The sequence below is a fragment of the Streptomyces sp. SCSIO 30461 genome (assembly GCF_037023745.1).
Classification (GTDB): Bacteria; Actinomycetota; Actinomycetes; order Streptomycetales; family Streptomycetaceae; genus Streptomyces.
In genome coordinates, this window is sequence record NZ_CP146101.1 from 7,144,161 (window position 1) to 7,165,711 (window position 21,551).

Consider the following 21,551-nt stretch of genomic DNA (forward strand, 5'->3'; position numbering starts at 1 on the left):
CGTGTGTCAGTCGTCCAGCCCCTCGGCGGCGCGCTGCTCGCGAAGCTCCTTGATCGCACGTCGGCGGGCGAGGCGGTGGGTACGGCGAATCTGCGCTTCCTGGTAGCGGCGCTTGTCCCGCTCCGACTCGGGCATCACCGGAGGAACCGGGCGGGGCTTGCCGTCCGCGTCGACCGCGGCGAACACCAGATAAGCCGACCCGACCTGCGTGGGCGGCGTCGACTCGTTCCAGCGCTCGGCGAGCACACGTACGCCGATCTCCATGGAGCTGCGCCCCGTCCAGTTGCACTGGGCGCGCACATGAACCAGGTCACCCACCCTGACCGGAGCCAGGAACACCATCTCGTCCATGGACGCGGTGACAGCGGGCCCACCCGAGTGCCGCCCCGCGACGGCCCCGGCCGCGTCGTCCACGAGCTTCATGATCACGCCACCGTGCACGGTTCCGAGAAGGTTCGTTTCATTCGCCGTCATGATGTGGCTGAGAGTGGTGCGTGAAGCCGAGGTGGGCTTACCCGGAATGACGCCCTCCGGATTCTGGGCCTGGTGTGTCATGTCGTCCACTTTATGTCCACCCTGTGCACGGTCTGTGCCCAGGCCAGGGGCCTTCGCATTGCATCAGCTTCGCTACAGCGGCGGTGCGATTCGTCACCCACCCTGTCGGCGGGCAGGAAGCGGCCTGCACACTGTCCCGCATGAATGATTGGCCCGATGGATACGGACGCGGCGGCCGGGGTGCGGAGCCCGAGGGCCCCCGCGTGATGCGCCATGTGCAGCGACGACCGGTCCCGCAGCAGCAGTCGCAGGGGTATGAGGACAGCTACGGCGCCCCCTACGACAGCGGCTACAACACGGGCCAGGTCTACGGGAACCCTTCCGGTCGGCACACGGGCCACGGCGCATCCGGCTCCCAGGGCCACGGCGGCGGCTACGACGACGGGGGGTACGGCCCGGGGGACGGCTACGCGCCCGGACGCCCGGCGCCCGACTGGCGCCGCCGCTTCAAGGTCGGCTTCATATCCGTGCTCGTCATCGTGCTCGGCGTCTCCATAGGCACGTACTTCTGGGCCGACTCCAAGATGCGCCGCGAGGTGGACCTCTCCAAGGTCATCGAGCGGCCGGAGGAAGGCGAGTGCACGACGTATCTGATCGTCGGCTCGGACAGTCGTGAGGGTCTGAGCGACGAGGACAAGAAGAAGCTGCACACCGGGTCGGCCGAGGGCAAGCGCACCGACTCGATGATGATCCTCGCGGCATGCGGCAGCGGGAACACGATGGTCTCGCTGCCCCGTGACTCGGACGTGGAGATACCGAGCTTCGTCGGCTCCGAGTCCGGAAAGGCGTACAAGGGCACCGGCCGCCATGTGAAGCTCAACGCGGCATACTCCGAAGACGGCCCCGAACTGCTGGTCCGCACCGTGGAGTACAACACGGGACTTCGGATCGACCACTACGCGGAAATCGGCTTCGCCGGTTTCGCGAACATCGTGGACGCCCTCGGCGGCGTCGAGATGGACATCCCGAAGGCCTTCAAGGACAAGAACTCCGGCGCTGACTTCCAGGCGGGCAAGCAGACCCTCAACGGGGAGCAAGCCCTCGCGTTCGTCCGCACCCGCTACGCCTTCGCGGGCAGCGATCTGGACCGGACGAAGAACCAGCAGAAGTTCCTGTCCGCCCTGGCCAACCAGGCGGCGACGCCTGGCACCATCCTCAACCCGTTCTCGCTGTACCCGACGCTGGGCGCGGGCCTGGACACCCTGATCGTCGACAAGGACATGTCGCTGTTCGACCTGGGCGAGATGTTCTTCGCGATGAAGAGCGTCAACGGCGGCGACGGGCAGTCCATGAACATACCGATCTCCGGCAGCCGCGGCGGCAACCTGGTCTGGGACAAGGACAAGGTCAAGCAGCTCGTGGAGCAGATCAAGAACGACGAGCGGGTCACGGTCACATCGGACCGCTGACACCCGGCCGACTTCACCGACTGTCAAAGGGTCCCGCCGTCGGCGGGACCCTTTGACACTGCGGATTGACACTGCGGATGACGCGGACGCCAGCAGTCAGCTTTCACGGCTGCTGTAAGCGTTGTCCTCGCTGTCGCTGCCGCTCTCCCCGCTGCTTCCCCTGTGGTCACCGCGGCTGCCGCTTTCGCGTTCGCTGCCCTCGTACCTGCTGCTCTTCTCGTTCTCGCCGCCTTGGTGCTCACGGCCCGAGTGGTGATCACGGGCCGAGTGGTGCTCGCGGCCCTCTTGCTCCTCGCGAGCCTCGTCGTCCTTGTCGCGACCCTCGTCGGCGTTGCCGCCGTTGTCGTCGGAGCCGCCGTCCGTACCGTCCTCCGGCTCGTCGGCGCCCGTGACGGTACCCACGAACGTCATGTAGACGGAGCCGTTTCCTTCGCTGTTGGCGTTGGAGATGACGGGGACGTCCGAGGCGAAGACGCTGTCCGCGGCGGCCCAGCTTCCGCCGCCGCCGCCACCTCCACCGGTGACGACCTCACCACCGCCGCCACCGCCACCACCGCCGCCCCAGCCACCGCCACCGCCACCGCCGCTGCCGTAGTTGGTTCCGTTCACACGCCACTCGCCCTCGCCGCCCTGTCCGTCGGCGCCGAAGGAGAGTGCGGAAGCGGTGGTCCAGGACGCGCCGGCGTTGGGACCGTTGGAGGTATGGACCGGGCCGCCCAGTCCGCCGATGCCGTCCTGGCCGTCCGTACCGCTCTTGCTGGCGACACCGCGACCGCCGCGACCGCCGTCGCCACCATCACCCTCGGACGCGCCGTCCCCGCCCGCACCGGTGCGGGTGAGCGTGCCGGCGGTGGCGCGACCGTTCTGGCCGTCGGCGCCGGCCGAGATGATCCGACCGGAGACAGCGATGCCTCCGTCGCCGCCCGCGCCACCGTCACCGTTGGCGTTGCCCTCCCCGCCACCGCCACCGCCACCGGCGTCGGCCAGCACGTTCGTCTCCGTGCAGCCCGCGTAGTTGGCGATGCACAGCTCCTCCTCGGTGAGGTCGACAGTGGAGACGAGCGTCGACGCGCCACCGCGGCCGCCCGCGGAGGTACCTCCCAACTCACCTACGTAGTAGTACAGAACGGAGTGTTCACTCACGGTGGTGACGGTCTGGGCCCTGCCACCGAGGCCGCCGGTGCCACCCCGGTAGAGCCCCCCTCCGTTGTCGCCGTAGCGGCCGGCTCCGCCGAAGGCGGTGATGACCATCGGGGTGGAGGTGGTGAAAACGGTCTCCGTCACGGCCTGGGCGTCTCTCATCAACGAGGCCGTGTCGATCTGGGACAGACCGCCGGGGAGCAGGCAGGAGACCACCCCGGATTCGATCTCGGTGCAGATGACGTTCGTGGTCGTTGCGGAAGCCGCGGGCGCGGACAGCGCCAGGAGCGAGCCCAGGCACACACCCGTGCCCAATACTCGTGCGGCGCCCTTGGATCTGGACATGCGAATCCTTTCAGCGGGGGAAGTGCGGGGAACGGCGCCGCGCCGCCGATGGCGCGCGAAGCTGGGGGCAGATCAGGCCCGCGGCTTGCCGTGGCTCTGCTCGGCCTTTTCCTGCTTGTGCGCACCGTTCTTCCTGGGCGCGTCCTGCTTCTTGTGCGCGTCTTCCTTCTTGTCCTCGCCGCGACCGTGCTCGTCGGCGCTCGCCTCGCCACGGTTGTGATCACGCCGGCTGTGCTCACCGCGGCCGTGCTCGTCCCGGCCGTGCCGAGACGGCAGGATCCTCACGCGCACCTGCTGCCAGAGTCCCGACTCACGGCCCGCGAGCTGGAAGAGGTACTCACCCGGAAGGACCTCTTGATTCCTCCGGAAGCGGTCCTCGATGGTGACCGCACCGGACACCACGCCGTCCTCGTCGGCAGCGAAGATCCCGAGCAGCACGATATGACGGTCGCGGCGCGGATCCCCGAAGTCGGCGAACAGGCTGTCCTCGGCTTCCTCGACATCGCGGTTCAGCCGGAACGACGCGGTCGGGATGAGCCGTACGTACACCTCTTCGCCCGGCTCGTATCCAGTCCCCCTGAATTCAACAATCTCCCCGCTGTGGAAGGCGTTGTCATTGACGGAAACGGGCTTGCGATCGCGGACTCCGAAGGACATGGTCAGCTCGGACGCGGACCTCCCTTCCATGGCAGCCAGGATGTCGGCCAACCCGGCCACGTCGGCAGCTTCCGTCACCTCGCCGGCAGCGGTCGTTTCGGTCACGGCTATCTGCTCGGCGGCCACAGCCGGCGCGGCAAGAGCGGCGACGGTGGTGGCCGCCGCCAGGGCGACGAGCCAGCGTGGGTGTCGGAACATGGTGGGGATCTCCTTCGGAAGAGGTGAGCGAGTCGTGATCTCTTGACTCGCGCCGGGATCCGTAGACTCCGGAGATCAACTTCAAACAGGCGCGCCGTGCCGCTGCTCAGGAAGGCTGAACAACTGCACCCGGGCGGCGGTCCCGGCACAGGGGCCGACGGGATGCCACCGGGGCGCGCTCAGTGCACGGAGAACCCGCCGTCGACGAACATCGAGTGCCCGGTGACGTAGTCGGACGCTCGACTCGCCAGAAACACCGCGGCCCCGGCGAAGTCATCGGGCAGCCCGTTCCGCCCGACCATGGTCCGCGCGGCCAGAGCGGCCACCTTCTGCGGGTCGGACGACAGCCGGGCGTTCAGGGGCGTCAGCACGAAGCCCGGTACGAGCGTGTTGCAGGTGACTCCATACGGGGACCATGCCTCGGCCTGCGAACGCGCCAGCGACTCCAGCGCTCCCTTGGACACCCCGTAGGCACCGCTGTGCACAAAGGCGCGGTGCGCCTGCTGCGAGGTGATGTGGATGATCCGCCCGTATCCCCGCTCGGCCATCCGGGGCCCGAAGCGCTCCCCGAGCAGATAGGGCGCCTCCAGGTTCACCGCCATCGTGGCGTCCCACACGGCCTCGCCGACTTCCCCCATGGGCGGCCTGAGGTTGATCCCGGCAGCATTGACGAGGATGTCCGGTTCCCCGAACACACCCACGGCCTCCTCGGCGGCGCTCCGGGCCCCCTCGCGGTTCCCCAGGTCAGCGCTCACCCAGCCCACCCGGCAGCCCTCGGCCGCCAGCGCCTCGGCCTTGGCGGCGAGTCGCTCCTGACCCCGCGCCACGACCACCACGCCCGCCCCCGCTCGTACGAGGGCGTCCGCGACACCGCCGCCGATGCCGGAACTCCCGCCGGTCACCAGGGCCACCAGCCCTTCCAGGGATACGCCGGCCCAGGGCGCGCAGTTCGGCGGTGGGTTCGGCGGCGACGACCCGGTGTCCCTGAGCGGCCAGCGCCGCCGCGTCGCGCCCGCTGCCCGCCCCGACATCCAGCACGGAACTCGGCCGGGAGGGGAACAGGTGCAGCACCTCTCGGTGTACCTCGCTGAAGGTCACGCTCTCGTACTGCTCGGCAAGAGCCTCCGCCGCCTCGCTGTATCCGGCGGTACTGACCATGGCGTGCGACTGGGCGCCGTCTGTCTCGCTGTTCATGGCGAGGCACCCTATGTCTGCTCCGGCCCGGTCACCACGATGAAGATCACTGATCGCGAATGGCGGGCTGCTGAATCATAGAACTCGGCGTGGTCGGCGGTCCACTGCTTCGTCAGCCGGGTCACCGTGGCCGGCCCGCCTACTTCACGGCACTCCCATCGAGGCTGAAGAGACCGCCGAGTAACCTCAAATCTTTCACAGGTTTCTCAGCCGCGTTATGCAGAAACCTGATTCAGCGTAAGGTCTCCGTTCAAACGCAGCGGAGGTCGCCTTCCCCAACAGTAAGGGGGACATGGGCAAGTGGGCCGGACGGCATTTATTCCGCCGCTGTGAGTTTGACGTGGGGACATATCGAAAGGCACCTCTCTGGCTGCCTCGCCGGTGAGGTGCCGACCAGCGGTGTTGTCGGTCGGCACCAGGCAACCGAACCTTTTCGTCTCAACAAGCAAGTCGTTGGCTGCTGTCCCTACGCGACGGAAACAGTGTCTGAGGTCCTGACAGGGACCGGGAAACGGAGAGTACGCTCATGAGCGCGAGGCGAATCGTCCGCAACACCGCTGTAGGCGCTGGCATCATCGCTGGCTGTATGGCCATGGGAACCGCGCCCGCGACGGCAGCCGACGTCTACGCGGTGTCCGCCTCCAGCAGCGAGGCCGCCTCACTGCTGGAGGTATGTCAAGCACTCAAGCCCGTCGGCGGCTGCAAGATGTCCTACGTGGAGAGCGAGTACAGCCTCGGTTACGCGACGCCGATCCAAGTTCACGACAGGGTCTACAACTACGGTGCCCTGAACGAGACATACACGCTGACCTGGTCGCACACGTACTCCGAGAGCGACACGCTCTCCGTGAGCGCCTCGGTGAAGGCGTCCGTGGCGAAGGTCGTTGAGGCCAGCGTGACCACGACCTACAGTCACACCTGGACGACTTCGGATACGGTTTCGAAGTCCACGACCATAACCATTCCGTCGTGCCGCTACGGCTTCATCACCCATTCCGCTCAAATGGGCACCACGACAGGTTCACTCGTACTCAATTTCTCGGGAAAGGTGAAGATTCACGGCACCAAGTACAAGTCGGCCCGCGTGGACGGAGTGCGGTTCGTCGCACCCACAGGAACGGACGGCGTAATATCTTCATACACCGCTCCCATCCCCAGCGATCTGTCCGGTTCGTGCGACACCCTCGCGTCCTAACTCGGCCCGGATACACCGCGCGACAGTCCCTTCAGTTGGAGATCCAGGCGTGATGCGTACTGACGCGGTGAGACCGAGTTCGCGTAGGGCATCGGCGGGGTGGTTGCGGTAGTGATCGTGGGCGGCGGTGCGGTGGTGATACCGAGTTCGGTGTCCGCGTGGATCTTCCCGTCGCCCCAGGTGCAGTACTGCAAGGCTCACTCGCTCCGGCACCACTACGGGTCGCGGCTGCTGTATGCCGGAGTCCCCGAGAACGATGTGGCCGACTGGATGGGCCACAGCAGTACGGACGTACCGAGGGAGCACCACCACTACATCTTCGAAGGGGCCGAGCAGCGCGGCCGGGCCGCCATCGCGACGATGCTGACGCCCGGCGCCGACGACCCTGCGGAGGCGGCAGAGGTCGCCTGATCCAGGATCGAGTAGGAGGGACGGGTCGCCCGTCCCTCCTCTCACACCACCGGACATGCGGGCCCGCATCCGGCGGTTCATCGAGCTGATCTCAGCCGTTGCCAGGTCGGCTTGAGCATGTGCAGACCCAGGTCGTCCCAGTAGGAGGTGGGCAGGGCCCGCTGGAGAACGACCGAGCCCGCGATCCGCCAGTACCCCTTGCTGCTGACCGCCCATTCACGGGCGGACCGCTCAGGGATCCCGAGCGCGCGCAGGTTCCGGCGTCTGGCCGCGTAGCGCTTCCATTCCTTCCAGCGGATCTGCCGCATCCTGCGGTGCAACCACTTGTCCAGCTCCTGGAACACCTTGGGGGTGTCCGCGAGCTGGAAGTAGCCCATCCAGCCAGTGGTGAAGCGGTTGATCTTCGCGATGCGTTCATCCATCGCGATACTCCACCGGCGCGAGCTCAGCTCCTTGATCCGCACCTTCCAGCGCGCGAGCGCCTTCGGATCGGCCCGGACTCTGACCTTCCCGCCCCGGACGAAGTAGAAGCCGAACCCCAGCATCGTCATGACGGAAGCTGGGACCACCTTCGACTTGTCCCGGTTGACCTTCAATTTCAGCCGCTGCTCGACCACGGTCGTGACCGAGTCGAGCACTCTGTGGGCGGCTCGTCTGCTCCGCACGAAGACGCGCACGTCGTCGGCGTAACGCACGAACCGATGACCGCGCTTGAACAACTCCCGGTCGAGGTCGTCGAGCATGATGTTCGACAAGACAGGCGAGAGCGGGGAGCCCTGCGGGGTCCCTTCCTCGCTCGGCTGTCTCACGCCGTCCACCATGATCCCGGCGTCCAGATACCGGCGAATCAGCCTCAAGACCTGGCGGTCACCGACCCTGCGCGCGACCCGTGCCATCAGGACATCGTGCTGAACCCGGTCGAAGAACCGGTCCAGATCAAGGTCCACGACCCACCGGTGACCGTCCTCGATGGCCCGCCGCGCGACCCGCACCGCCTGATGGGCGGACCGGCCGGGACGGAACCCGAAGGACGACCCCGAGAACTCCGGGTCGAAAATGGGCACGAGCACTTGCGCGATGGCCTGCTGGATCAAGCGGTCCAGCACCCGCGGCACCCCCAGCATCCGCTCGCCGCCGCCAGGCTTGCCGATGATCACCTGACGGACCGGCGCCGGCCGGTAGGTGCCCGCGTCGAGTTCACCCCGCACAACGGGCCAGTTGACGAGCAGCCACGGGCGAAGTTCCGCCGTGGTCATCCCGTCCACCCCGGGAGCACCCCGGTTCATCTCGACACGGTTGAGCGCCGCGAGCAGGTTCTCCTTCGAGAGCATCCACTCCCAAAGCGAGGACTCCTGATCGCGGTGAACGTCCTCCGTGGAGTGCGCCGACCGGCCACTGCGCTCCGCCGGGGCACTTCCGGAATGCACCGGTCCCTCCCCGGTCGGCACCGCCGAAGCGGTATTACTGCGGTCCACGTGACCGGCACGAGCAACCACCACATCACCCGTTCCACTCGATGTTCGGCCCTTCCCAGCCCGCCGTCCACGCGGCTCATCCCGGCTGGTACTACGGCCTCTGCTGACTTCTGCCCGGTCAGGCAGCACCTCCCGGCACAACCCGTCGGCGCGGCGACATCTTCAGCACAACCGACACCCGGACAGATCTCCCCAGGTAAGAACGATCAATGTCCCCAGATCCCCGCCGCGTCTACGCACTGGCCCTCTTGGCAGTGACGGGCATCGTCGTCCGTAGCCGACTCACCCAGACCAACACGCCTCATACGCGGTTCGTGTTCCTCGGTACCCAGGTCTCGCCTCGGGCTTCCTCCAGACCCCACCTCACGATGACGCCCTTGCCTCCGGCTCGGGGTTAGCACCACCTCTTCCCCCAGGGGACTTCCACCCCCAATCGATCGCCCATGCTGGGCGCACATCGAGTAGGAGGGACGGGTCGCCCGTCCCTCCTCTCACACCACCGGACATGCGGGCCCGCATCCGGCGGTTCATCGAGCTGATCTCAGCCGTTGCCAGGTCGGCTTGAGCATGTGCAGACCCAGGTCGTCCCAGTAGGAGGTGGGCAGGGCCCGCTGGAGAACGACCGAGCCCGCGATCCGCCAGTACCCCTTGCTGCTGACCGCCCATTCACGGGCGGACCGCTCAGGGATCCCGAGCGCGCGCAGGTTCCGGCGTCTGGCCGCGTAGCGCTTCCATTCCTTCCAGCGGATCTGCCGCATCCTGCGGTGCAACCACTTGTCCAGCTCCTGGAACACCTTGGGGGTGTCCGCGAGCTGGAAGTAGCCCATCCAGCCAGTGGTGAAGCGGTTGATCTTCGCGATGCGTTCATCCATCGCGATACTCCACCGGCGCGAGCTCAGCTCCTTGATCCGCACCTTCCAGCGCGCGAGCGCCTTCGGATCGGCCCGGACTCTGACCTTCCCGCCCCGGACGAAGTAGAAGCCGAACCCCAGCATCGTCATGACGGAAGCTGGGACCACCTTCGACTTGTCCCGGTTGACCTTCAATTTCAGCCGCTGCTCGACCACGGTCGTGACCGAGTCGAGCACTCTGTGGGCGGCTCGTCTGCTCCGCACGAAGACGCGCACGTCGTCGGCGTAACGCACGAACCGATGACCGCGCTTGAACAACTCCCGGTCGAGGTCGTCGAGCATGATGTTCGACAAGACAGGCGAGAGCGGGGAGCCCTGCGGGGTCCCTTCCTCGCTCGGCTGTCTCACGCCGTCCACCATGATCCCGGCGTCCAGATACCGGCGAATCAGCCTCAAGACCTGGCGGTCACCGACCCTGCGCGCGACCCGTGCCATCAGGACATCGTGCTGAACCCGGTCGAAGAACCGGTCCAGATCAAGGTCCACGACCCACCGGTGACCGTCCTCGATGGCCCGCCGCGCGACCCGCACCGCCTGATGGGCGGACCGGCCGGGACGGAACCCGAAGGACGACCCCGAGAACTCCGGGTCGAAAATGGGCACGAGCACTTGCGCGATGGCCTGCTGGATCAAGCGGTCCAGCACCCGCGGCACCCCCAGCATCCGCTCGCCGCCGCCAGGCTTGCCGATGATCACCTGACGGACCGGCGCCGGCCGGTAGGTGCCCGCGTCGAGTTCACCCCGCACAACGGGCCAGTTGACGAGCAGCCACGGGCGAAGTTCCGCCGTGGTCATCCCGTCCACCCCGGGAGCACCCCGGTTCATCTCGACACGGTTGAGCGCCGCGAGCAGGTTCTCCTTCGAGAGCATCCACTCCCAAAGCGAGGACTCCTGATCGCGGTGAACGTCCTCCGTGGAGTGCGCCGACCGGCCACTGCGCTCCGCCGGGGCACTTCCGGAATGCACCGGTCCCTCCCCGGTCGGCACCGCCGAAGCGGTATTACTGCGGTCCACGTGACCGGCACGAGCAACCACCACATCACCCGTTCCACTCGATGTTCGGCCCTTCCCAGCCCGCCGTCCACGCGGCTCATCCCGGCTGGTACTACGGCCTCTGCTGACTTCTGCCCGGTCAGGCAGCACCTCCCGGCACAACCCGTCGGCGCGGCGACATCTTCAGCACAACCGACACCCGGACAGATCTCCCCAGGTAAGAACGATCAATGTCCCCAGATCCCCGCCGCGTCTACGCACTGGCCCTCTTGGCAGTGACGGGCATCGTCGTCCGTAGCCGACTCACCCAGACCAACACGCCTCATACGCGGTTCGTGTTCCTCGGTACCCAGGTCTCGCCTCGGGCTTCCTCCAGACCCCACCTCACGATGACGCCCTTGCCTCCGGCTCGGGGTTAGCACCACCTCTTCCCCCAGGGGACTTCCACCCCCAATCGATCGCCCATGCTGGGCGCACTACGGCAACAGCCCCCGGCGTCACGCCGGGGGCTGTTTTGTCCGTACAGGTCAGTGGTCGTTCTCAGCCCGGCATCTGCCCAGGGCTCCCCCAGCATGACGCCCAGAACAGCCCTGATCGGGCCGCGACGGGCAGAAGGCCAAGGGCGTCCCTCCGGACCTTGAAACAGCCTCCGACCTGCAAAAACCCTGCTAGGGAAGGTTCCTTGCCATCACGATGCGCTGAACTTGGTTCGTGCCTTCATAAATCTGCGTGATCTTGGCGTCGCGCATCATGCGCTCCACCGGGTAGTCACGGGTGTAGCCGTAGCCGCCGAGGAGCTGGACCGCGTCCGTGGTGACCTCCATGGCGACGTCGGAGGCGAAGCACTTCGCCGCGGCGCCGAAGAAGGTCAGGTCGCCGTCGACGCGCTCGGACTTGGCGGCGGCCGAGTACGTGAGCTGGCGGGCGGCCTCGATCTTCATGGCCATGTCGGCGAGCATGAACTGGACGCCCTGGAAGTCGGCGATCGGCTTGCCGAACTGCTTGCGCTCCTGCACGTAGCCCTTGGCGTAGTCGAGCGCGCCCTGGGCGACACCGAGGGCCTGGGCCGCGATGGTGATGCGGGTGTGGTCCAGGGTCTTCATGGCGGTGGCGAAGCCGGTGCCCTCGGCGCCGATCATGCGGTCGGCGGGGATGCGGACGTTGTCGAGGTAGACCTCGCGGGTCGGGGAGCCCTTGATACCGAGCTTCTTCTCGGGTGCGCCGAAGGAGACGCCCTCGTCGCTCTTCTCGACCACGAAGGCGGAGATGCCCTTGGAGCGCTTCTCGGGATCGGTGACGGCCATCACCGTGTAGTACTCGGAGACGCCGGCGTTGGTGATCCAGCGCTTCACACCGTTGAGGACGTAGTGGTCTCCGTCGCGGACGGCCCGGGTCTTCATTCCGGCGGCGTCGGAGCCCGCGTCCGGCTCGGAGAGGCAGTACGAGAACATCGCGTCGCCCTTGGCGAGCGGGGCCATGTACTTCTTCTTCAGCTCCTCGGAGCCGGAGAGGATCACCGGCAGCGAGCCGAGCTTGTTGACAGCGGGAATGAGGGAGGAGGAGACGCACACGCGGGCGACCTCCTCGATGACGATCACGGTGGCAAGCGCGTCGGCACCGGCGCCGCCGTACTCCTCGGGGACGTGGACGGCGTGCAGGTCGGAGGCGACGAGCGCGTCGAGGGCCTCCTGCGGGAAGCGGGCCTCCTCGTCCACCGCCGCCGCGAAGGGGGCGATCTTCGCCTCGGCGAGCGAACGTACCGTCTCGCGGAGCATGTCGTGCTCCTCGGACGGGCGGTACAGGTCGAAGTCAGACACGGTGCTTGTCTCCCTCAGGCGCCTAGGTCTGTCGCTCCCCAGCCGCTGCTAATTACCGTTAAGTAACACAAATTCTAGTGGTCGTCGCGGTCCGGGCGTACGTGAGCTATCTGACAACGGGAAAATGCCCTCGCCCCGGCACGACTATGCTCGGGCCGGATCTCCCCCCGCACCCTTCAGGAGCACCGAATGGCCCTCAAGATCACCGTGATCGGCACCGGATATCTCGGCGCCACGCATGCGGCGGCCATGGCGGAGCTGGGCTTCGAGGTGCTCGGCCTCGATGTCGTGCCCGAGAAGATCGAGATGCTCGCGGCCGGCCGGGTCCCGATGTACGAACCCGGCCTCGAGGAACTTCTGGCGAAGCATGTCGCGGGCATCGAGGGATCGACCGGGCGACTGCGGTTCACCACTTCCTGGGACGAGCTGGCGGAATTCCGCGGCGATGTGCACTTCGTCTGTGTGAACACTCCGCAGAAGCACGGTGAGTACGCCTGCGACATGTCCTACGTCGACGCCGCGTTCCACGCCCTCGCACCCCGTGTCACGGGCGGCTCCCTGATCGTGGGCAAGTCGACCGTGCCGGTCGGCTCCGCCGAGCGGCTCGGCCTGCTGCTCACCGAGCGGGCGCCGGATGACGTGGAGCTGGCATGGAACCCGGAGTTCCTGCGCGAGGGTTTCGCCGTGCGCGACACCCTGCACCCGGACCGGATCGTCGCTGGTGTGCGGAGCGAGCGCGCCGAGAAGCTGCTGCGCGAGGTGTATGCGACCCCGATCGCCGAGGGCTCGCCGTTCGTCGTGACGGACTTCCCGACGGCGGAGCTGGTGAAGACCTCGGCGAATTCCTTCCTGGCCACCAAGATCTCCTTCATCAACGCCATGGCCGAGGTCTGCGAGGCCGCGGGCGGCGACGTGGCGAAGCTCGCGGAGGCGATCGGCCATGACGAGCGGATCGGCGCCAAGTTCCTGCGGGCGGGCATCGGCTTCGGCGGCGGCTGCCTGCCGAAGGACATCCGCGCCTTCATGGCCCGTGCCGGAGAGCTGGGGGCCGACCAGGCGCTGACCTTCCTGCGCGAGGTCGACTCGATCAACATGCGGCGCCGCGGGCACATGGTGGAGCTGGCCAGGGAGGCCGTGGGCGGTGACTCGTTCCTCGGAAAACGGGTCGCGGTGCTCGGCGCGACGTTCAAGCCGGACTCGGACGACGTACGCGACTCACCGGCGCTGAACGTGGCCGGGCAGATCCACCTCCAGGGCGGCCAGGTCACCGTGTACGACCCGAAGGGCATGGCCAACGCGCGGCTGCTGTTCCCCACGCTCGGCTACGCGGACAGCGCCCTGGAGGCGGTGCGCGGCGCCGACGTGGTGCTGCATCTGACCGAGTGGCGTGAGTTCCGCGAGCTCGACCCCGCCGAGCTGGGCGGGGCGGTGTCCCGGCGCATCGTGCTGGACGGCCGCAACGCGCTGGACGGGGCGAAGTGGCGCGAGGCCGGATGGACCTACCGGGCCATGGGGCGGCCCCGCGCCTGAGGCCCACCGCCTGAGGGCGGCGGTGGGCGGTTCGGCTCAGACTGCGTCGAGCGACTCGATGGTCGCGTTCGACGGGCCGCGCACCGCGCTGAGGTCCAGGGCGACCGACTCCGCGTCCCGCAGCACCCGTACTGCGTTCCGCCAGGTCAGCTTGGCCAGGTCGGGCTCGGACCAGCCGCGCCGCAGCAACTCGGCGACCAGGTTGGGGTAGCCTGCGACATCGTCGAGGCCGACCGGGGTGAAGGCCGTGCCGTCGAAGTCTCCGCCGATACCGATGTGGTCGACGCCCGCCACCTCCCGCATATGGTCCAGATGGTCGGCGACCGTCGATGCCGTGGCCATCGGCTGCGGGTTGGCCGCAGCGAACGCCCGCTGGACCTTCATTCCCGCCTCGGTGGTGTCCAGCGGGTGCAGCCCGTGCGCCGTCATGTTCTCGTCCGCCGCGGCGGTCCAGGCGACCGCGGCGGGGAGGATGAACTTCGGCACGAACGTGGCCATCGCCACGCCCCCGTTCGCGGGCAGCCGCTCCAGGATGTCGTCCGGGATGTTCCTCGGGTGGTCGCAGACCGCCCGGGCCGAGGAGTGGGAGAACACGACCGGCGCTGCCGTGGTGTCCAGGGCGTCCCGCATCGTCGTCGCGGCCACGTGCGAGAGGTCCACGAGCATGCCGATACGGTTCATCTCCCGCACGACCTCCCGGCCGAACTCCGAGAGGCCGCCGATGCGCGGCCGGTCGGTCGCTGAGTCCGCCCAGTCGATGTTGTCGTTGTGCGTGAGCGTCATATAGCGCACGCCCAGCGCGTGCAGGACCCGCAGGGTGGCGAGCGAGTTGTTGATGGAGTGCCCGCCCTCCGCTCCCATGAGGGAGGCGATACGCCCATCGGTACGCGCCGCCTCCATGTCGTCGGCGGTCAGGGCGCGGACCAGGTGGTTCGGATAGCGGGCGAGCAGCTGCCCGACGGCGTCGATCTGCTCCAGCGTGGCGCTGACCGCTTCGTCGCCGGTGTAGTCGCTCCGTACGAACACGGACCAGAACTGGGCTCCGACCCCGCCGGCCCGCAGCCGGGGGATGTCGGTGTGCAGCCGGCCGGTCTGGTCGGTGGCGATGTCGAGCCGGTCCAGGTCGTAGCGGACCTGGGCGCGCAGTGCCCAGGGCAGGTCGTTGTGGCCGTCGACCACGGGGTGGGCTGCGAGCAGGGACCGGGCCCGGTCGAGCTGGTTCACGTCCTCCACGGCGGAGTCCACGGGGGCCCCTTACTTGCCGAAGCCGAAGGCGGCGGAACCCTCGACCTTGGCCCGCAGCCGCTTGCCCTTCTCCGTCGCCTGCTCGTTCAGCTCCTGCTGGAAGTCACGCATACGGGACATCAGGTCGCGGTCCTGCGTCGCGAGGATACGGACGGCGAGAAGGCCCGCGTTGCGTGCCCCGCCCACCGAGACGGTGGCCACCGGCACGCCCGCGGGCATCTGCACGATGGACAGCAGGGAGTCCATCCCGTCCAGGTACTTCAACGGCACCGGCACGCCGATGACAGGCAGCGGGGTGACCGAGGCCAGCATGCCCGGCAGGTGGGCGGCCCCGCCGGCGCCCGCGATGATCGCCCTCAGGCCCCTGCCGTCGGCCTGCTCGCCGTACGCGATCATCTCGCGCGGCATCCGGTGCGCGGAGACGACATCGACCTCGTAGGGGATCTCGAACTCGTCCAGCGCCTGCGCCGCGGCCTCCATGACGGGCCAGTCGGAGTCGGAGCCCATGACGATGCCGACGAGCGGGGCCGACGGGTGCGGCGCGGAGCCGGAGAGGCCGGAAGGGTGGGTCATTCGGTGATCGTTCCCCTGAGATAGTCGGCGGCGTGACGCGCGCGTTCCAGCACGTCGTCGAGATCGTCGCCGTAGGTGTTGACGTGCCCCACCTTGCGACCGGGCTTCACGTCCTTGCCGTACATATGAATCTTCAACCGGGGGTCGTGTGCCATGCAATGCAGGTAGCCCGCGTACATGTCGGGATAGTCGCCGCCGAGGACGTTCGCCATCACCGTCCAGGGGGCCCGGGGCCGGGGATCGCCGAGCGGAAGGTCCAGTACGGCCCGCACATGGTTGGCGAACTGGGAGGTGACCGCGCCGTCCTGGGTCCAGTGCCCGGAGTTGTGCGGGCGCATGGCGAGTTCGTTGACGAGGATTCGCCCGTCCGTGGTCTCGAAGAGTTCGACCGCGAGATGCCCGACGACGCAGAGCTCCTTGGCGATGCGCAGCGCGAGCTGCTGGGCCTGCCCGGCCAGCTCGTCGTCCAGGTCGGGGGCGGGTGCGATCACCGTGCCGCAGACTCCGTCGACCTGGCGGGACTCCACGACGGGGTAGGCGACGGCCTGCCCGTGCGGGGAGCGAACGATGTTCGCCGCCAGCTCGCGGCGGTAGTCGACCTTCTCCTCGGCGAGTACCGGGACGCCCGCGCGGAACGGTTCCGCGGCGTCCCGCTCGCTGCGGACCACCCAGACGCCCTTGCCGTCGTAGCCGCCTCGGACGGTCTTGAGGATCACAGGGAAGCCTCCGACCTCGGCGGCGAAGGTCGCCGCGTCCACCGGATCGGCGACGATCCGGTGGCGGGGGCTCGGGACCCCGATCTCGTCCAGGCGGGCCCGCATCACGCCCTTGTCCTGGGCGTGCACCAGCGCGTCGGGGCCGGGGCGTACGGGGATGCCGTCCGCCTCCAGGGCGCGCAGGTGCTCGGTCGGGACATGCTCGTGATCGAAGGTGATCACATCGCAGCCGCGAGCGAAGTCACGCAGCGTGTCCAGGTCGCGATAGTCGCCGATGACGACATCGCCGACCACCTGGGCCGCCGAGTCCTGGGGAGTGTCACTGAGGAGCTTGAATCTGATGCCGAGCGGGATGCCCGCCTCGTGTGTCATACGAGCGAGCTGGCCACCGCCGACCATGCCGACTACCGGGAACGTCACCCTCCCAGGGTATCCGGAGCTCCATACGGTCCCGTCACGGGTAGATTTTCGTACGATGGCACATATCGGGGTGGTGAGCGCGGACACCTTCGCGGTTGTCCACAGGCAGGTGCCAGGGACGCTGGTTAGAGTGGTCGCGTCGACGAGATCGAGACACCTGCTGACACGACCGGGACGCATGGCGTCGATGTCGACGCCAACCGAGACCAGAACACCTGACGGACGGGGCCCCCGATCACCATGAGCGAACGAGCCGCACTACGTGTGCGACTGGACCGGCTCGCGCGAGAGGTCGCCAAGTTCGGCGCGGTCGGCGCGATGGGTCTGCTCGTCAACATGGCCGCGTTCAACCTGCTGCGCCAGACCACCGAGATCCCGGTGGTCCGCGCGAGCCTGCTCGCCACCTTGATCGCGATCCTGTTCAACTACGTCGGCTTCCGGTACTTCACCTACCGGGACCGCGACAAGAGCGGACGCACGAAGGAACTGACCCTGTTCCTGCTGTTCAGCGCGGCCGGCGCGGTGATCGAGAACGGGATCCTTTACACGGCGACATACGGTTTCGGCTGGGACGGACCGCTCCAGAGCAACTTCTTCAAGTTCTTCGGGATCGGCGTCGCCACGCTGTTCCGCTTCTGGTCGTACCGCACATGGGTGTTCCGCGCACTGCCCGCGCGGGAGGCCGTCCAGACCGCGGAATCGTTCCTGGAGCAGCGGCGGGCGGCGGCCCCGGACCGAGTGGGTTCCTGAGGCCACGCCGGCAAGGCGCTAGCGGATCGGGCGGTCGCGCTCCGCGCTCCGCGGGCTCACTTGATGCTCTGCGGGACCGTTCGCCTCACGGCTGAGGAACAGCGCGAAGACCGCAGGCTGCTGCTGGAGGAGTTCCAGGCGCCCCCCGTCGGCCTCCGCCAGATCACGCGCCACCGCCAGCCCGATCCCCGTCGAGTTGCGCCCGCTGATGGTGCGCTCGAAGATACGCGCGCCGAGGTCGGCGGGGACGCCGTGACCCTCGTCCGTCACCTCGATGACCGCCTGGTTGCCGGTGACCCTGGTACGCAGGGCGACCGTGCCGCCGCCGTGCATCAGTGAGTTCTCGATCAGTGCGGCCAGCACCTGCGCCACCGCGCCCGGAGTGCCCACCGCCCGCATTCCGTGCTTGCCCGAGCAGACGATCGCGCGGCCCACGCTGCGGTAGGCGGGCCGCCACTCCTCGATCTGCTGCTTCACCACCTCGTCCACGTCGAAGGCGACGGCGGAGCCGGACCTCGGGTCCCGGGAGTTGGTGAGGAGGCGCTCCACGACATCGGTGAGCCGCTCCACCTGGGTGAGCGCGACGATCGCCTCCTCCTTCACCGTGTCCGGGTCGTCCGTGGCGGAGATCTCCTCCAGCCTCATGGACAGCGCGGTCAGAGGCGTACGCAGCTGGTGGGAGGCATCCGCGGCGAGGCGGCGCTCGGCGGTGAGCATGCGTGCGATCCGCTCCGCGCTGGCGTCGAGCACATCCGCGACACGGTCGAGCTCGGGGACGCCGTAGCGCCGGTGGCGGGGGCGCGGATCGCCCGAACCGAGCCGCTCGGCGGTCTCGGCGAGATCGGTGAGCGGCGAAGCGAGCCGGTTCGCCTGCCGAACGGCGAGCAGCACCGCGGCGACCACCGCGAGCAGGGCCACGGCGGCGATGATCAGCAAAGTGCGCCCGACCTCGCGGGTGACGGTGGAGCGGGACTCCTCGACGGTGACCCGCTCTCCCTCCTCGCCTGTGGCGGTGCCCCGGATCACACCTCCGGAAGGGCGCTCACCGATCACGATCGGGGCGCTCCCGGGGACCGTGATCTCCGCGAAGCGCTCGGGGCCGATCTGCTCGGCGAGCGCCTTGGCGTCGACGGGCTCGTGTCCGGCGACCCTGGACTCGATGACGCTGACCAGCCGCAGCGCCTCCGAGTCCACGCTCTCCTGGGCGCTGTTGCTGATCGTCCGGGTCTCCACGATGACCAGGGAGATTCCGAAGACGGCGATGACGACCAGCACCACTGCGAGCGTGGAACTGATGAGGCGGCGGCGCACGGTGCCCCTTTTCTACCGGTGCTACGGGTTCGGCTCCGCGGAGCCTTCAGCTCTTCTCGAAGCGGAAGCCGACGCCGCGGACCGTCGCGATGTACCGGGGGTTGGCCGCGTCGTCGCCGAGCTTCTTGCGGAGCCAGGAGATGTGCATGTCCAAGGTCTTGGTGGAGGACCACCAGGTGGTGTCCCACACCTCGCGCATCAGCTGGTCGCGGGTGACGACCCGTCCGGCGTCCCGTACCAGCACCCGGAGCAGGTCGAACTCCTTGGCCGTGAGCTGGAGCTCCTCGTCACCCATCCAGGCGCGGTGCGACTCCACGTCGATCCGCACTCCGTGCGTCGACGGCGCCGCGGCCGGCTCCGTGGCTCCGCGCCTGAGCAGCGCCCGGACGCGGGCGAGCAGTTCGGCGAGACGGAACGGCTTGGTGACGTAGTCGTCGGCACCTGCGTCCAGACCGACCACCGTGTCCACCTCGTCGGCGCGCGCGGTCAGTACCAGGATCGGCACGGTGTGCCCTTCGGCACGCAGCCTGCGGGCCACTTCCAGGCCGTCCATTCCGGGCAGCCCGAGGTCGAGCACGACCAGATCGACCCCGCCCTGGAGCCCCGCGTCGAGGGCCGTCGGGCCGTCCTCGCGGACCTCGACCTCGTACCCCTCCCGGCGCAGGGCGCGCGCCAGCGGCTCGGAGATGGATGCGTCGTCCTCGGCGAGCAGTACACGGGTCATGGGCTGATGGTAGTCCGCGAGGGGGACCTGCCGACGCATGATCCACAAGGCCTGTGAGTATGAGAGGTGAACTTGCCTACGACCTTCAATTCCGGGCAGACGGTTCCAGATATACCTGTGATTCCAGTCTCAAGACTCACCCAGGTGCTGCTAATACCCACGTTTCCTGCCGTATGGTGACCTAACGCCTGAAGTACTCGTCAGGGACCTTTGGTCGCCTCTTGCGCCAAGGGTCTCTTTGCTGCCCGGATCCGGCCACCGCCGTGCTGGGCGCGCACGACCCGAGGGCCGGCCTCCATGGGCGTGGGACGACCGGACACCCTCGCCGCCGGTACCGGCGATCCCCCCACCGGACGCGGGCTGCGCTCATGAAGCGGCGCGCCGCGTCCAGAGCAGAAGGAACGACATGGCGTCCAGCCTGACGAAGGACACCCCCGGGTCCCCTTCCGATGAGAAGACCTTCTTCGGTCACCCCCGAGGTATGGCCACTCTGTTCATGACGGAGATGTGGGAGCGCTTCTCCTGGTACGGAATGCGCGCCATCCTCACGCTCTACCTCGTCGCGGGCGTGCTCGACGGCCCCCTTGAGGACCGCGAGGCCCTCGCCGCCTCCATCTACGGCGTCTACAACGCCGTGGTCTACATGGCGGCGATGCCCGGCGGCTGGATCGCCGACCGCCTCTGGGGCGCCCGCAAGGCCGTGCTGATCGGCGGCATCATCATCGCCCTCGGCCACTTCACCCTGGCGGTTCCGTCCGACACGGCCTTCTTCGTCGGCCTCGCGCTGATCGCCGCCGGTACGGGGCTGCTGAAGCCCAACATCTCCGCCATGGTCGGCGGCCTGTACGAGGGCCAGTCGAGCGCCCGCAGGGACGCCGGGTTCTCGCTCTTCTACATGGCGATCAACACGGGCGCCCTGGCGGCCCCGCTGGTGGTGGGCTACCTCGGTGAGAACGTCGACTGGCACCTCGGTTTCTCCGTGGCCGGCGTCGGTATGACGCTGGCCGTCGTCCAGTACGTCCTCGGCAGCCGCCACCTCGGCGACGTCGGCAAGGCGCCCGGCACCCCGGCGACCCCGGAGGAGAAGCGCTCCGCGCTGCGCAAGGTGCTGCTGTGGGGCGGTCTGGCCGTCGTCGCCCTGGCCGCCGACATCGTCCTGGGTACGTACGACATCGAGCACCTCGTGAACGTGCTGGCCGTCCTCGGCATCGTCGTGCCCGTCGTCTACTTCGTCGCGATGTACCGCAACCCGGCGCTGACCACCACGGACAAGCCCAAGATCCAGGCGTTCGCCTGGTTCTTCGCCACGGCCGTGCTGTTCTGGATGATCTACGACCAGTCCGGTTCGCTGTTGACGCTCTTCGCGGACAACAAGACCGACCGCGTGATCCTCGGCTGGGAGTTCCCCGCCTCCTGGTACCAGTCGGTGAACCCGGCGATGGTCATCGTCCTGGCGCCGCTTTTCGCGGCCCTGTGGGTCAGGCTCGCCAAGCGCAACCGCGAGCCCAGCACCGTGACCAAGTTCGCCCTGGCGATGCTGCTCATCGGCGGCTCATTCGCCATCATGGGCCTGGCTGGCGCTGCGGCCGCGAACAGCGAGACCGGCAAGGTCACCGTCTTCTGGCTGCTCAGCGTCTACCTCGTGCAGACTCTCGGCGAGATGTGCCTGTCCCCGGTCGGCCTCTCGCTGTCCACGAAACTCGCGCCGCAGCAGTTCGTCGGGCAGATGCTGGGGCTGTGGTTCCTGGCGACCGCCACGGGCAACGCGCTGAACGGCTGGACCACCAAGCTCAACGAGCCGCTGGGCGACGCCCTGTACTACTCGATGTGGGCGGTCATCGCCGTGGTCGCGGGCCTGGTGTTCATGACGGCGGGCAAGAAGATCCGCGCCCTCATGGGCGACGTGCACTGACGAACGTCCGCACGGTCGCGACTCCGGCCCGGCACGCACACCGCGCGCCGGGCCGGTCCCGTAGCGCCCC

At 68.1% G+C, this 21,551-nt stretch carries 19 protein-coding genes; 7 read left to right on the forward strand and 12 right to left on the reverse strand.

Features of this window, described 5'->3' with window-relative positions:
• Positions 1–6: 6 nt before the first annotated feature.
• Positions 7–555: an acyl-CoA thioesterase gene (locus tag V1460_RS32005; protein ID WP_338677088.1), complete on the reverse strand. Its 549-nt coding sequence runs from the start codon at positions 553–555 to the stop codon at positions 7–9.
• 140 nt (positions 556–695) lie between these two features.
• On the opposite strand from V1460_RS32005, the gene V1460_RS32010 reads away from it, so the two are divergent.
• A complete protein-coding gene (locus tag V1460_RS32010; RefSeq protein WP_338677089.1) occupies positions 696–1,964 on the forward strand; it encodes an LCP family protein in 1,269 nt (422 codons plus the stop codon).
• Positions 1,965–2,060: 96 nt separating this feature from the next.
• Here V1460_RS32010 and V1460_RS32015 read toward each other — a convergent pair whose 3' ends face one another.
• The 3 genes from V1460_RS32015 to V1460_RS32025 form a co-directional block, all read right to left on the reverse strand.
• Positions 2,061–3,449 carry a hypothetical protein gene (locus V1460_RS32015; RefSeq protein ID WP_338677090.1) on the reverse strand — a complete coding sequence of 463 codons (1,389 nt, stop codon included), beginning with the start codon at positions 3,447–3,449 and terminating at the stop codon, positions 2,061–2,063.
• Positions 3,450–3,521: 72 nt separating this feature from the next.
• Entirely contained in the window at positions 3,522–4,304 is a 783-nt protein-coding gene (locus V1460_RS32020) for a hypothetical protein (protein ID WP_338677091.1), read from the reverse strand.
• Positions 4,305–4,483: 179 nt separating this feature from the next.
• Positions 4,484–5,215 carry an SDR family oxidoreductase gene (locus tag V1460_RS32025; RefSeq protein WP_338677092.1) on the reverse strand — a complete coding sequence of 244 codons (732 nt, stop codon included), beginning with the start codon at positions 5,213–5,215 and terminating at the stop codon, positions 4,484–4,486.
• On the opposite strand from V1460_RS32025, the gene V1460_RS32030 reads away from it, so the two are divergent.
• From V1460_RS32030 to V1460_RS32040, 3 genes are all read left to right on the forward strand, one after another.
• Complete coding sequence (locus V1460_RS32030; protein WP_338677093.1) at positions 5,184–5,579, forward strand: hypothetical protein; 396 nt, start codon at positions 5,184–5,186, stop codon at positions 5,577–5,579. The genes V1460_RS32025 and V1460_RS32030 overlap by 32 nt on opposite strands.
• A 445-nt stretch (positions 5,580–6,024) precedes the next feature.
• Positions 6,025–6,693, forward strand: coding sequence for a hypothetical protein (locus tag V1460_RS32035; RefSeq protein ID WP_338677094.1), 669 nt, complete (start codon positions 6,025–6,027; stop codon positions 6,691–6,693).
• Positions 6,694–6,843: 150 nt separating this feature from the next.
• Positions 6,844–7,104 carry a tyrosine-type recombinase/integrase gene (locus V1460_RS32040; RefSeq protein ID WP_338677095.1) on the forward strand — a complete coding sequence of 87 codons (261 nt, stop codon included), beginning with the start codon at positions 6,844–6,846 and terminating at the stop codon, positions 7,102–7,104.
• A gap of 77 nt (positions 7,105–7,181) precedes the next feature.
• On the opposite strand, the gene ltrA (V1460_RS32045) is transcribed toward V1460_RS32040, so the two are convergent.
• The 3 genes from ltrA (V1460_RS32045) to V1460_RS32055 form a co-directional block, all read right to left on the reverse strand.
• Complete coding sequence (gene ltrA, locus V1460_RS32045) at positions 7,182–8,531, reverse strand: group II intron reverse transcriptase/maturase (RefSeq protein ID WP_338673399.1); 1,350 nt, start codon at positions 8,529–8,531, stop codon at positions 7,182–7,184.
• A 575-nt stretch (positions 8,532–9,106) separates the two neighbouring features.
• The gene (ltrA, locus tag V1460_RS32050; protein ID WP_338673399.1) at positions 9,107–10,456 is read right to left on the reverse strand and encodes a group II intron reverse transcriptase/maturase; all 1,350 of its coding nucleotides are present in this window, start codon (positions 10,454–10,456) and stop codon (positions 9,107–9,109) included.
• Between the two features lie 695 nt (positions 10,457–11,151).
• Positions 11,152–12,300 carry an acyl-CoA dehydrogenase gene (locus V1460_RS32055; protein ID WP_338677096.1) on the reverse strand — a complete coding sequence of 383 codons (1,149 nt, stop codon included), beginning with the start codon at positions 12,298–12,300 and terminating at the stop codon, positions 11,152–11,154.
• A 189-nt stretch (positions 12,301–12,489) separates the two neighbouring features.
• On the opposite strand from V1460_RS32055, the gene V1460_RS32060 reads away from it, so the two are divergent.
• The gene (locus V1460_RS32060; protein WP_338677097.1) at positions 12,490–13,830 is read left to right on the forward strand and encodes a UDP-glucose/GDP-mannose dehydrogenase family protein; all 1,341 of its coding nucleotides are present in this window, start codon (positions 12,490–12,492) and stop codon (positions 13,828–13,830) included.
• A gap of 36 nt (positions 13,831–13,866) precedes the next feature.
• Here V1460_RS32060 and V1460_RS32065 read toward each other — a convergent pair whose 3' ends face one another.
• From V1460_RS32065 to V1460_RS32075, 3 genes are read right to left on the reverse strand one after another with little or no spacing between them, the layout of a single operon-like run.
• Positions 13,867–15,054, reverse strand: a complete 1,188-nt coding sequence (locus V1460_RS32065) for a dipeptidase (protein ID WP_338678291.1) — start codon at positions 15,052–15,054, stop codon at positions 13,867–13,869.
• A gap of 30 nt (positions 15,055–15,084) precedes the next feature.
• The gene (purE, locus tag V1460_RS32070; protein ID WP_338677098.1) at positions 15,085–15,648 is read right to left on the reverse strand and encodes a 5-(carboxyamino)imidazole ribonucleotide mutase; all 564 of its coding nucleotides are present in this window, start codon (positions 15,646–15,648) and stop codon (positions 15,085–15,087) included.
• On the reverse strand, positions 15,645–16,841 hold the full coding sequence (locus V1460_RS32075) for a 5-(carboxyamino)imidazole ribonucleotide synthase (protein WP_407077644.1): 1,197 nt from the start codon (positions 16,839–16,841) through the stop codon (positions 15,645–15,647). The genes purE and V1460_RS32075 overlap by 4 nt, the downstream gene beginning before the upstream one ends.
• A gap of 183 nt (positions 16,842–17,024) precedes the next feature.
• Here V1460_RS32075 and V1460_RS32080 point away from each other — a divergent pair, with 183 nt between their 5' ends.
• The gene (locus tag V1460_RS32080) at positions 17,025–17,534 is read left to right on the forward strand and encodes a GtrA family protein (protein ID WP_338677100.1); all 510 of its coding nucleotides are present in this window, start codon (positions 17,025–17,027) and stop codon (positions 17,532–17,534) included.
• Between the two features lie 18 nt (positions 17,535–17,552).
• Here the strand turns inward: V1460_RS32080 and V1460_RS32085 are convergent, their stop codons facing one another.
• Both V1460_RS32085 and V1460_RS32090 read right to left on the reverse strand, forming a co-directional pair.
• Complete coding sequence (locus V1460_RS32085) at positions 17,553–18,845, reverse strand: ATP-binding protein (RefSeq protein ID WP_338677101.1); 1,293 nt, start codon at positions 18,843–18,845, stop codon at positions 17,553–17,555.
• Between the two features lie 46 nt (positions 18,846–18,891).
• Positions 18,892–19,569 carry a response regulator transcription factor gene (locus V1460_RS32090; RefSeq protein WP_338677102.1) on the reverse strand — a complete coding sequence of 226 codons (678 nt, stop codon included), beginning with the start codon at positions 19,567–19,569 and terminating at the stop codon, positions 18,892–18,894.
• Positions 19,570–19,975: 406 nt separating this feature from the next.
• On the opposite strand from V1460_RS32090, the gene V1460_RS32095 reads away from it, so the two are divergent.
• Complete coding sequence (locus tag V1460_RS32095; protein ID WP_338677103.1) at positions 19,976–21,481, forward strand: peptide MFS transporter; 1,506 nt, start codon at positions 19,976–19,978, stop codon at positions 21,479–21,481.
• Positions 21,482–21,551 lie beyond the last annotated feature (70 nt).

Coding starts and splice junctions, on each gene's coding strand:
- V1460_RS32005 (WP_338677088.1), bottom strand. CDS start 555: ATGACACACCAGGCCCAGAATCCGGAGGGCGTCATTCCGGGTAAGCCC.
- V1460_RS32010 (WP_338677089.1), top strand. CDS start 696: ATGAATGATTGGCCCGATGGATACGGACGCGGCGGCCGGGGTGCGGAG.
- V1460_RS32015 (WP_338677090.1), bottom strand. CDS start 3,449: ATGTCCAGATCCAAGGGCGCCGCACGAGTATTGGGCACGGGTGTGTGC.
- V1460_RS32020 (WP_338677091.1), bottom strand. CDS start 4,304: ATGTTCCGACACCCACGCTGGCTCGTCGCCCTGGCGGCGGCCACCACC.
- V1460_RS32030 (WP_338677093.1), top strand. CDS start 5,184: ATGCCGGAACTCCCGCCGGTCACCAGGGCCACCAGCCCTTCCAGGGAT.
- V1460_RS32035 (WP_338677094.1), top strand. CDS start 6,025: ATGAGCGCGAGGCGAATCGTCCGCAACACCGCTGTAGGCGCTGGCATC.
- V1460_RS32060 (WP_338677097.1), top strand. CDS start 12,490: ATGGCCCTCAAGATCACCGTGATCGGCACCGGATATCTCGGCGCCACG.
- purE (WP_338677098.1), bottom strand. CDS start 15,648: ATGACCCACCCTTCCGGCCTCTCCGGCTCCGCGCCGCACCCGTCGGCC.
- V1460_RS32080 (WP_338677100.1), top strand. CDS start 17,025: ATGAGCGAACGAGCCGCACTACGTGTGCGACTGGACCGGCTCGCGCGA.
- V1460_RS32090 (WP_338677102.1), bottom strand. CDS start 19,569: ATGACCCGTGTACTGCTCGCCGAGGACGACGCATCCATCTCCGAGCCG.
- V1460_RS32095 (WP_338677103.1), top strand. CDS start 19,976: ATGGCGTCCAGCCTGACGAAGGACACCCCCGGGTCCCCTTCCGATGAG.